At 69.4% G+C, this 11,339-nt stretch carries 6 protein-coding genes; 3 read left to right on the top strand and 3 right to left on the bottom strand.

Going from position 1 to position 11,339, the window contains the following annotated elements; translation table 11 throughout:
- Positions 1-64 precede the first annotated feature (64 nt).
- The gene (locus tag FXF52_RS38650; RefSeq protein WP_148804621.1) at positions 65-625 is read right to left on the bottom strand and encodes a TetR/AcrR family transcriptional regulator; all 561 of its coding nucleotides are present in this window, start codon (positions 623-625) and stop codon (positions 65-67) included.
- A 142-nt stretch (positions 626-767) separates the two neighbouring features.
- Between FXF52_RS38650 and FXF52_RS38645 the strand changes: the two genes are divergently transcribed.
- Positions 768-2,477 (top strand): 3-ketosteroid-delta-1-dehydrogenase, encoded by a 1,710-nt coding sequence (locus FXF52_RS38645; RefSeq protein WP_148804620.1) that lies wholly within the window; start codon positions 768-770, stop codon positions 2,475-2,477.
- Positions 2,478-3,282: 805 nt separating this feature from the next.
- Here the strand turns inward: FXF52_RS38645 and FXF52_RS38635 are convergent.
- Positions 3,283-7,089 (bottom strand): S8 family serine peptidase, encoded by a 3,807-nt coding sequence (locus FXF52_RS38635; RefSeq protein ID WP_148804619.1) that lies wholly within the window; start codon positions 7,087-7,089, stop codon positions 3,283-3,285.
- A gap of 265 nt (positions 7,090-7,354) precedes the next feature.
- On the bottom strand, positions 7,355-10,291 hold the full coding sequence (locus FXF52_RS38630) for a helix-turn-helix transcriptional regulator (RefSeq protein ID WP_255472836.1): 2,937 nt from the start codon (positions 10,289-10,291) through the stop codon (positions 7,355-7,357).
- A gap of 568 nt (positions 10,292-10,859) precedes the next feature.
- On the opposite strand from FXF52_RS38630, the gene FXF52_RS42205 reads away from it, so the two are divergent.
- The gene (locus tag FXF52_RS42205) at positions 10,860-11,012 is read left to right on the top strand and encodes a hypothetical protein (protein ID WP_187413972.1); all 153 of its coding nucleotides are present in this window, start codon (positions 10,860-10,862) and stop codon (positions 11,010-11,012) included.
- A gap of 60 nt (positions 11,013-11,072) precedes the next feature.
- Positions 11,073-11,228, top strand: coding sequence for a hypothetical protein (locus tag FXF52_RS42200; RefSeq protein ID WP_187413971.1), 156 nt, complete (start codon positions 11,073-11,075; stop codon positions 11,226-11,228).
- The last annotated feature ends 111 nt before the right edge of the window (positions 11,229-11,339 follow it).

Genomic DNA, 11,339 nt, shown 5'->3' with positions numbered 1-11,339 from the left:
GGACGCGGCCGCGCACCGTCCTTGTTTCCGGGCAATCGGGCGGTTCGCCCCGGGCCGCCCTGCCTCAGAGGCGACTGAGGACCAGCCGCTCCCCCGCGTCGAGCACGGCCGCGCGCAGCTCGGCGTCGGTGCTGTCGGCACAGCCGGGGTCGGTGGCCGGCCCCAGGCAGGCGCTGAGGAAGCAGGCGACCGCCATCCGGGTGGTCATGTCGGGGTCCGGGCCGCCCAGGGCGCGGCGTACCCGCTCGAAGAGTTCCGCGAGCTCGGGGTCGGACTCCAGCAGTCGTGTGGCGGTCGGGTCCGACATCATCACCTGGTAGCCGAGGCGATTGGTGACCAGGCACTCGGCCATGCCGGCGATGACCGTGCCGGCCCGAGCCCGCTGGTCGGTGTGGCTCTCGGCCAGCTGCACCGCCGCGGCGAGTTGGTCCAGGCCGGGTCGCAACGCCGTGATGACGATGTCGGCCTTGGTCCGGAAGTGGTGATAGACGGCTGCCTTCGTGACCCCGAGCCGGTCCGCGATCATCTGCAGCGAGGTGGCGCCGATCCCGCGATCGGCGAAGAGCTCGAGCGCCGCCGCGAGGACTCCGTCGCGGCCCGGCGCGGCTGGCTTCCATGTGGCCATTCTCCCAGCCTAGCGGCTAGCACCTACTAGCCGAACGGCTAGGATGGCGATATCCGCCACGACGCTCTGCCACCGTTCCGGCAGACACCACGGGAAGAGCGCCGCACCACGGCTACGAACCACCGAGGAAGGAACCCGTGTCATGAGTGCTCCACACCCCTCCGAGCCCCTCCGCGTCGAGGACACCACCGTCGACCTGCTGGTGATCGGCTCCGGCACCGGCATGGCGACCGCTCTGGCCGCCCACGAGCGCGGCCTGAAGGTCGCCATCGCCGAGAAGACCATCCACGTCGGCGGCTCGACGGCCCGCTCCGGCGGCGCCTTCTGGATCCCCGCCAACCCGGTCCTCGAGCGCGACGGGGCGATCGACTCCGAGGAGCGCGGGGCCGAGTACGTCGAGGCCGTCGTCGCCGGCTCCAGCCCGCGCGAGCGTTGGCAGCCCTTCATCGACAACGGCGCCGAGACCGTGCGGATGCTCGAGCGCACCACGCCGCTGAAGCTGTTCTGGGCCAAGGGCTACTCCGACTACCACCCCGAGAAGCCAGGCGGCAGCGCCGCTGGTCGCTCGGTCGAGTCGCGCGCGTTCGACCTGCGCAAGCTGGGCAAGGAGCGCAGCCGCTTCCAGCCGGCCACGATGGAGGCGCCGCTGCCGATGCCGATCACCGGCGCCGACTACAAGTGGCTCAACCTGATGGCGAAGAAGCCGGGCAAGGGCTTCCCCAAGGCGATCAAGCGGATCCTGCAGGGCGCGGGCGGCAAGGTCATCGGTCGTGAGTACGTCGCCGGCGGCCAGGCGATCGCCGGCGGCATGTACGCCGGACTCCTCGAGGCCGGCGTGCCGATCTGGACCGAGACCGCACTGACCCGTCTCGTCGTCGAGGACGGCCGCGTCACCGGCGCCGTACTCACCCAACGAGGCCGCGAGGTCACCGTGACCGCCCGTCTCGGCGTAGTGCTGGCCGCCGGCGGCTTCGACCACAACATGGCGATGCGCCAGCAGTACCAGTCGCCCTCGCTGGTCGAGGACGTGAGCCTCGGCGCCGTCGGCAACACCGGCGAGGTGATCCGGATCGCCCAGGAGATCGGCGCGGCGATCGGCAACATGGAGCAGTCGTGGTGGTTCCCGGCCGTGCACCCAATCGCCGACGGCGCGATGCCCTCGATCCTGCTGGCCGAGCGGTCGCTGCCCGGCTCCTTCATGATCGACTCCCAGGGCAAGCGCTTCATCAACGAGTCCACCGACTACATGACCTTCGGCCAGACCGTGCTCCAGCGCGAGCGCGACGGCGACCCGGTCGGCGAGATGTGGCTGGTCTTCGACCAGACCTACCGCAACAGCTACGTCTTCGCGGGCGGCTCCTTCCCGCGGATGCCGCTCCCGAGGGAGTGGTACGAGGCAGGCATCGCCCACAAGGCCGCCACCCCTGCCGAGCTCGCGCGCGCCATGGGCGTCCCGGAGTCCGCCTTCGAGGCGACCGTCGCCCGCTTCAACGCCAACGCCGGCGCTGGCACCGACGAGGACTTCGGCCGGGGCAACTCGGCGTACGACCGCTACTACGGTGACCCCACCGTCGTGCCGAACCCCAACCTGCGCCCCCTCGACGGCCGCCTCTACTACGCCGTCAAGGTCGTGCTCTCCGACCTCGGCACCTGCGGCGGCCTGATCGCCGACGGCCGCGGCCGGGTGCTCACCGAGGCCGGCGAGCCGATCGAGGGCCTCTACGCCCAGGGCAACACCGCCGCCAACGTGTTCGGAGCCGTCTACCCCGGCGCCGGCGCCACCATCGGCCAGGGTCTGGTGTTCGGCTACATCATCGCCTCCGACGCGGCCGAGCGAGCCGCCGCTGCCTAGCGCGCCGGCCGCACGACACGACGGCCCTGACCAGTCCCGGGGTGGTCAGGACCGCCTTGTGCGATCCGAGCGTCTCTGATTAGCTTGATCCTGAGTCGGATTGGGTTTCCGGGATCGTTTCCCACCGTGGTGGGGTCGCGTGGGCGTGGAAGTGGAATCCCGCGCCCAACGCGGCTCCGCGTGGCCGGTGGCCGGTGGTGGGTGTGCTGGTCGTGTTCACGCCTTGGTGTCGGTGGGCTGCGCGGGGCAGCCTCCGGTCCGTTGGTGCGTGTCCCTCCGGACGCTTTCCCGCCGAGCCGTGAGGCCGGGTGGGGGAGGGCGCCCTGCGTCGCCTGGGCGCGGGGCGTGATGACTTGCGCCGGGTGGGGCCGGTCTTCGACCGGTCCCCCCGGCTGGTCTTCGTGGTCGGGGTGACGACGGCTGCGGCTTCGAGTTTGTCGACCACGGCGCGGATGACCATGTGCCCGCTGGCCTTGTCGGTGACGGTCTTGGCCTGGTGGGTGAGGCCGCGGGCGGCGATGCGCCGCCATGCCCCGTGGCCGCGGTCGCCCTGCCAGCGGCAGGACTGGTGGGGACACAGGGCCCATTTCCAACCCGCCATGGTGGGCTTGTCGGGAGCCTTGCAGTGCCGTAGCGGGGTCAAGCATTGCGGGCAGTGTTTCGAGGTGTTGCGGCAGGGGGCGTCCGCTGGAGTCGACCGTCATCTGCGCCTTTGCGCCCGGTCCCTGCTCGCGTTGCATCGTGATTTGCACACCGACGGTGGCGTGCGACCTCGACTGTCGCACGCCACCGTCGATCGTCTGACCTACCGGGGTGCCAACCGCCAGGCGCGGGTGATTTCTTGCTCGATGCGGTTGCCGTTGGTGTCCCAGGCCTCCACTCGCACCGAGGCGTACCCGGTCGGGGTGTCGCCGGCGGCCGTCGAGTCGAGGATCGCCTGGAAGTTGCCGGCCCCCGGCGTGACCTTTGTCGGTCGTTCCTGCCAGGTAACCCCGTCGTCGTAGGAGATCGATACCTTGGCTCCGGCGATGGCGCCTCCGACGTACCCGGCCTGGTGCCGCACGTGCAGCTTCAGGGTGGCCGGACCGTTGCGATCACTCGGCAGTACAGCGGTGTTGGTCCGGTCGAGCTGCGTGTCGTAGTCCACCGTCAGCATCGGCACCAACGCGGGTGCACTCGGGCGGGCGGTCCGCACCGTCCAGTTCGTCACGGTCTTGGTGGAGGTCTGCCACCACGGTGCGTTGCGGGTGGTGGTCAGCTCCAACCGCGCCGTCGACTCGCCGGGCGGCAGGCCGGTCAGCTTCACCATCGGGCGGGACGCCTGACCGACGTAGTTCCCGTCGAGGTAGAACTTGATCGGCGAGGTATCGGTGCTGCCGCCGTTGCCGTAGTGTTCCGCGCTGCTGCTGTCCGACCACTCGGGAAGCTGGAGTGTGATGACGTCCCCGGTCCGGGTAACCGGGTAACCCGGGTTACGCGGACCCGTCGGATCGAGCACGGTGGGGTGGTTCGGGCCACGGAACCACTCGTGCTTGATGTGTTCGACGCCCGGGTAGGTCACGTCGCGCTCCTGCAGAGGTCCCCCGGAGGGATACTGAGCGTTGACGGCCTGCCGGTACAGCGAGTCCGTCCCGGCGGTCACGTACTCGGTGCGCTGCCGCGCGGCTTTGACGGTAGACAACTGCGACGCCGCGAACAGCAGGTAAGGCCGCCACAGCGCCCGGTACTCACCCTGCGCCCCGCCCGGTTCGCCATGGAACGCGTTGTCCACGGTGACGAGGTTATCGGTGTGCACAGTCTCCTCGACGCCGTCCGGAAGCGCACCGGACCGGATCAGGGCCAGGTCGTACAGGTACGGCGACCAGGACGTGCCCGACACCCGCACCGCAACCTTTCCGCTCGCCAGTTGGTCACGGAGCTGCTGCCCGGCCTCGCCACTGATCGCCATGGACGGAATCTGCGCGTTGGCGCCCACCGAGCCGAAGAAGTACCCGCTGGTGTCGTGCATGATCACCAGGGCCTTCGCTCCGTGCGCACGCGCGGTCGCCTCGATCGTCGAGTACGGCGTGTCCGACCGCCGTACCAGCACCGCCTTGCCCGTGGTGTCCAGGCCGGTGTAGTCGGCCTCGGCGCCTTGGCCGACGTACGCCAGGTCGAGGTCCATCGAAGTGTCGATCTCTGGTGTGCCGGACAGCGGCTGGATGTACACGTCCTCGGCCCGTGGCGACAGCACCTTCAGCTCCAGTGGTGCCGCTGCGAGCCGGACCTGCTGGACGAATTCCATAGGCTTCAGCTCGGCCGGGCCGGACTTGAGCACGTACGTCGGTGTCCACTTCCCGATCCACTGCGGCGCGAAGTTTTCGGTCGAGCTCGGACCGCCGTACCCGACCACTGTCTTTGCTATCTGATCCACCGGCGATGCCTCGGGATGCTCCGGGGTGTCGACCGAGATCGCCTTGGCCTGCCGCGCGTCGAAGGTCAGCGCGGTACCCGCGGTGAGGCGCACCGTCGGGGCCCCGATCATCGTCTTGTTCAGCATGTACCGGTTGGCGCCGTCCATCGTCTGGATCGCGCCGACGATGTAGTAGGTACCTGGCGTGAACCGCCCGCTTGCAACGCCGTTGTCGAAGCGCAGCTCCTTCCAGGGCTGTTTCGGGTCGTTGGCGTTGAGGACGTAGACGGCGCTGGCGCGGGTCGCCGGGCGGCCGTCCCGCATGATGCCGGTGAGTGTCAGGTCGGCCATCGGTGGTTCCACGGTGAACCCGACCGGCACGTGGATATTGGCGGCTGCGCCCTGCGCCTTCAAGTAGCCGCCGTAGACGCCCTTCGGCAGATTCCGGACGTCCAGGCTCACGGTCGCCGTAGCGGTGCCGCCAGCGGCGATCGTCAGGGTGGCCGGGCTGACCGATAGTGCCTCACTCGGTGCCGCGGTGCCGTCCTTGTGCGTGACGTCCAGCGCCAGGTCGAGGCTGACGGCCGCGTTGCTGCGGTTGGTGAAGGTCACCGGTCTGGCAGTGACCGGAGTGTTGTCCTGGGGGTAGGCGAAGAAGCCCACGTTCAACGGTTCCGGCGTCGCCAGGATGGGCGCGTTGATCGCTGCCGGGACGTCGATCAGGCCGCCGCCTTGCTCGTAGACGCTCGCGTCCGCACTGGGGCGTCCGGCGGCGATCAGCTCGGCCTTGACCTGCTTCGCGGTCAGCTCTGGGTTGTGCTGCATCGCGATGGCGACCGCTCCCGAGACGTGCGGGGTCGCCATCGAGGTGCCGCTCGCGGAGGTGTACAGGGTATTCACGGGTGTCCCCATGGACGTCCCAGCGGCGCGTGCCGCCACGATTCCCATGCCGGGTGCGGTGACATCCGGTTTGATGGCGAAGTCGCCCAACCGCGGGCCACGGCCGGAGAAGTAGGCCAGCTTGCCCTGCTTGTCGACCGCACCGACGGTGAGCGCCGCGTCGGCGGAACCCGGCGACGCGATGCTGCCCGCGCCCTGCTGCCCGTTGTTGCCGGCGGCAACCACGAACAGCGTGTGCGGATGACTCGCGCTCAGCCGGTTGATCGCCATCGCCTCCGGCGAGGCGCCGCTGTCGCCGACGTTGCTGCCGATGCTCATGCTGACCACGTCGGCCAACGGTGCGGCCCACTCCATCGCCGCAATTGTCGCCGAGGTCGGGCAACTGCCCGACGCTGTGCAGATCTTGCCGATCAGCAGGTCGGCTCCCGGAGCCACACCCTTGTACTTGCCGTTCGAACCGACACCGGTACCGGCGATGGTGCTGGCCACGTGGGTACCGTGACCATGCTGGTCGGTGATGTTGGCCTCACCGGTGAAGATCCGACTGCCGGCGATCTGCCCGACCAGGTCCGGATGGTTGAGATCGACGCCGGTATCCAGCACCGCCACGGTCTCGCCGGTGCCGTCGAAGCCCTGCGACCACGCCACGGGGGCGCCGATCATCGGCACACTCTGGTCGAGGCTCACTTCGGCGATCTCGTCCAGCCAGACCTTCCCGGCGCTGGTCAGCGTCCTCGCGGTACCGCTGGCGGGCGCGATCGTCGACCACCAACCGCCGTCGGGCTTCACTGTGGCGGCGTACCCGTTGACGCTCGACAGGCGGGTGGTCACCGCCAGGCCCTTGGTGCTTGCCGCAGCGGCGCGCGTCGGTGCGCCGGCCACGATCACCGAGACGCCGTCGGTGTAGCCGTACTTGACCAGCTTGGTGACGTTGAACAGCTCCCGGTCCAACCGATCCGGAATCAGTATCGCCGCGTCGGACGGGATGACATAGAGGTCGTCGCCCTTGTCGAGCACCTCGAACTGGGGCTCCTGCCCGGAGGGGCGCGGGGCCGGCTCGACGACGGCGACCTTTCGTCCGTCCTCGGCCGGTTCCAGCCATACCTGGTCACCGGTGATGAGGGTGATCGGGTCTGCACTGGCGGCGCCACTAGGCAGCGCCGACAGCACCACGCCGGTCGGTGTGGCTCCGGGGCCGTCGACACCGGCGCCGGGCGACGCGGCGCCGAGCAGGGGCACCGCCAGCATCGGTGCCGCCAGCAGCGACAGTAGTCGGCCGAGGCGGGATCGTCCGCCCGGAGAAGCAGGTCGTGGGGTCATCGACACTCCTTGGTTGCCGCCGGCAAGGCCGGTCACAGTGGTTCGTAGTGCTTCCCGCCGGCGTCGCCGGCCTGGTCTGCGTCGCCGCGTCGAGCCGACTGCCCGTCATCGGGGTCGGGCGGCGGAGCGCAGGCAGGGCTGCTCTGATCGGCCGGCGAGCTGGCTAACGCCCTCTCGGCCTCCTGCGCTTCCGGCGGATCGTTGGCCATACCGGCTAGCATCGCGACCGCAGTGGCCGCTAGCGATCGTGCAGACTACGTAGAATTCATCCCGCACCGACCGAGTCCCCGCCGTCCGGCGCGATGAAGCCGGCCTCGACCGCGGCGATAGCGAGGGCGGTCCGCGACGTCACGCCGAGCTTGCGCATCGCGGATTTGACATGGCATTCCACGGTGCGCGGCGACAGGAACAGCGTCTCGGCGACCTGCCGGTTCGTCATGCCACGAGCGACCAAACCCACCGCGTCGAGCTCGCGCGGGGACAGCCGGTCGCCGTATCCGCGGCGCCCGCCGCGCCACGTGCGAGCGACCTCTCCCCCGTGCTCCCGCACCAGGTGGGCCACCCGGTCCGCGTCCCACCGGGCGCCCAGGTCGTGCAGTCGCTGCTGGGTGTCGGCCAGCAGCTCCAGCGCGCCGGCGATTTCGCCGGCGGCCAGCAGCGCCCGGCCCTGCCGCTCCCTGCTGAGCAGCTCGTCATAGGGTCGCGGCAGCGCCGCCCACCGCCGCGCCGCGTCTGCGAACAGGTCGGCGGCCCGGCGTGGGTCGCCTGCGGCCTGGGCCACGATGGCCTGACACGTCACGAGCGCGGCCAGCGGTGCCGGGAAGTTTCGATCGGCGATCTCGTGCGCGAACGTGGCGACGAAGTCGTCGGCGTCGTCCCCCGCAGCCATGTCGAGGAGCGCGTCCACGTGGACCGGCGCGATGTCGCTGATCCACAGCCACACACCCTTGCGCGCGATCAGGTGCACCACTGGTCCGGTGATCGAGAGCGCTTGGGCCGGGTCGCCGTCGGCCAAGTGCAACCGGGCTAGCGCCGCCGGCACGGCCACCGCTTCCGGCTCCATGACACCGAGCCGAGTCTGCTCCAGAGCGACCTCGTGCAGCTCACGCTGGGCCGCGGAACGTCCGCCGGCGGCCAGCTGCAGCAGGCCGCGAACCTGCCGCGCATGGAGCTTGCTTTCTGCGTCGGTGTCCTCGCGCCCGGCCAGCTCCGCCACCCTGGCGTCAAGTCCGGACCAGTTCCCCACGTACCAGTCGAGCCGAGCCTGCACAGCCAGGGCGAGGTAGGTGAGTCGCGACGAGTCGGCGGCCTCGATGTGCCGGCGACACACGGCCAACTGCTCGCGCGCGCCGTCGAACCGGCCCCACGCCAGCATCGCCCAGACCGCGTTGACCCGGGTGTTCGCGATGTCACGTTCGCCCGCCCGGGTCGGCGCCGAGGCAGGGAGGTGCCTGAGCGCCTCCCAGCCCGCCTCCTCGCCGAGCAGGAGCAGCGCGGTCATACGCATGTCCAGGAACGCCCGCCGGTCCTTCGTCGCGACCTGATCGAGCAACTCGCCGGCGCGGCCCAACCAGTGTCGGTGCCGGCTCACCGGCCAGTCCGAGATCAGCGGAAGCACCATGTTGGCCATCGCCCGGATCGCCAGATCCGGACGATGGCCGAGATCGGGAACAGCCGCCTCCCACTGCTCGAACGAGGCGGACCGCTCGCCGACCGCCCACAGCATGCGGCCCAACAGCAACCGCAGCTCGCCCCGGTCAGCCCGGGCGATCTCACCCGATCCCAGAACCCGGCGAAGGACATCGACCACGTGCTCGGCGAGATCACCAAGAGCGGCTGCACCGAAGAAGGCTGCCTGACCCAGCCGGCGGGCCAGCCGGACTCGCCGACCGATCGGATGCTCGGCGGCGTTCATCACCTGCAGCAGGGTCTCGACAGCCGTACGGTCGTCGCCGGACTCCAGGGCCAGCTCGGCGCTCGCCTCGGCGTACCCACACCACTGAGCCTCGTCCCCGGCCTCGCGGAAGTGGTGGGCGAGGCGCGCCACCGGCGGGTGGTCTTCACGCTGCAGCGCCCGCGCGGCCCGCGCGTGCATCCGGCGCCGCTCCGAGACCGGCATCACGCCGCTGATCGCCTGCGCGTCCAGCACGTGCCGGAAGGTGAATCGACCGGTCGAGCGCTCGCACAGCAGGCCGGAGGCCAACGCCCGGGCCACACCGCCGCGGGTGGCGGACTCGTCGAGGTCGGCGACCGCGGACAGCAGCGGCTCGTCGGCCGGGTCCATCAGGATGCTGGCCGCCTCGAGCAGTCGCTGGGTGTCCCGGTCGAGTCGGTGGACCCGCTCCAGGACCGATTCGCGCACGGATGCCGGCACGTCGAGCTCGGTGAGGACTCGGCGAGTCCAGTGGCCGTTTTCCCGGGTGATGTCGTCGCGGTCTTCCAGCAGCAGTAGGTACTCCTCGACGACGAGAGGGATGCCGTCGGTCGCGTCGTACAAGAACTCGGCGAACTGCTCGGAGACGTCGTCGGTGGAATATATTGAGGCCACGAGTTGCCGGATCTGCCCAACATCCAACGGCTTCAGTTCGATACGGGTGCGGGACATGCCGGCGGGAGCACGTGCGGTGAGCCGCGGCAGCAGCGATCCCGCCCTCACCTCCCACGGCCGGAAGGACACCACGATCGAGAGATCGCGTTCGTCGGCGCACAACGTCAGCAGCCATTCCAGCGTGGCGGCGTCGGCCCAGTGGACGTCCTCGACAACAAGGACGTCAACACCAAGCCGTTCGACCAACTCCGACAACGCGCGGAACAGCCGGTACCGGACGGAGCTCGGGTCGTCCAGCACCTCCAGCGCGGGCGGGAGATCGTCCGTCCACTCTGGGAACAGTGGCCGCAAGGCTCCGCCCAACGCGCTTATGCCGAGCGCATCCAGTTTGGGTGCCAGCCGCCGGATGCCGGCTACAACCGCTCCCAGTGGGGCCGGCTTAGGCACCGGAGGGCAGGTCGCGATCAGCACCCCCTCGGGTGACGAGGGTCGGTCGGCGAGTGTCCCCAAGGCCTCGCGCAATAGGCGGGTCTTGCCGATCCCGGCCTCGCCCTCCACTATCACGAGCGCCGGACCACGCGCCAGGGCACCCGCCACCCTACTGACTGCCTCATCCCGGCCGACCAGCGTGGGTGTCTTCGCTGGCCAACCCACCGATGCCCGCTGGCGTCGGTCGGCTCGAGCCGTCACCTCCACCTCCGCACCGCACTGCCACGCGCGATTCACAGTTGACAATAGCGATCAACGCGCCGGTGCTGGAACGGCGCGAGTGCCGAAAACCTCGTCCGTCCTGGTCATAGCCGTCTTGAACACCGAAGTGAGAACGCCGGCGCAGTGACGAGCGCTCCAAGCCATACGCGGCGGTGATCTACATTGCGTGCCGCGCGAGGATGACAGGCTGTGCTGTTGCGACTGGCCTACCTCAGTGTGGCCGACACTCTCGCGCTGCTACGGCTGCTGCCAATGAGCGACCGGGATAAGGACGCCGAGATTCTGGCGTTGCGGCATCAGATCACCGTCCTCGAACGACAGCTGCACGGCGAGCGGGACCAATTCACCCGGGCTAACCCGGCCTGGCTGGCTGCTCTACTACACCGTATACCTGCCGAGAAGGGCATCCGTGTAGGTCACGGGCCCTGTTGGCGTCCAGGCCAGGCATTGTCTGATCGGGGACCTCGCCCGTACCCATCGTCACCCGATGACTGCGCGATGATGCCGACTCATGCTGCTGCGACGGGCCTACCTGGGCATCGCGAATGCGTTTACGTTGCTGCGGCTGCTGCCCGGTGGCGACCGCGAAAAGGACGTCGAGATAGGACCTCGCGACGCAGTCGCGACCTACGGCCAGCCCTTCATCGACCACCGGTCGGACTGAAACACGTTCTCCCGTGAGGTTGCCAGCTCCGATCTCCTCCTCGACAACGTCCGCTTCGTCGTGTTGCCGGCTGTAGCCGCAGTCAACGGCGACGACAAGCTTGCGGACCGGCTGATCCGACAGGAACTCGAGCGCACGTCAGACGAGCAGGACGCCTACTCGAAGGGGTATCGCGACTTCGCCCAGAAGTTCCGCACCACTGTCCTGACGCACTGATCTCGACAGATCCGGTTGCTCACCCAACGAAGGTCAGCGCCCGAACTGCGGCATAGAGTGAGACTGATCTTGGCTGGTTTGATGTTCGGCCGGAGTTGTCGTATCCGGGCC

The organism is Micromonospora sp. MP36 (assembly GCF_008119785.1).
GTDB lineage: Bacteria > Actinomycetota > Actinomycetes > Mycobacteriales > Micromonosporaceae > Micromonospora.
This window is presented reverse-complemented; position numbering and strand designations above follow the sequence as displayed.

What these genes read in the sequence shown, in the direction of transcription:
- FXF52_RS42205 (WP_187413972.1), top strand. Translation starts at nt 10,860, where the DNA reads ATGCTGCTGCGACGGGCCTACCTGGGCATCGCGAATGCGTTTACGTTG.
- FXF52_RS38650 (WP_148804621.1), bottom strand. Translation starts at nt 625, where the DNA reads ATGGCCACATGGAAGCCAGCCGCGCCGGGCCGCGACGGAGTCCTCGCG.
- FXF52_RS38635 (WP_148804619.1), bottom strand. Translation starts at nt 7,089, where the DNA reads ATGACCCCACGACCTGCTTCTCCGGGCGGACGATCCCGCCTCGGCCGA.
- FXF52_RS38645 (WP_148804620.1), top strand. Translation starts at nt 768, where the DNA reads ATGAGTGCTCCACACCCCTCCGAGCCCCTCCGCGTCGAGGACACCACC.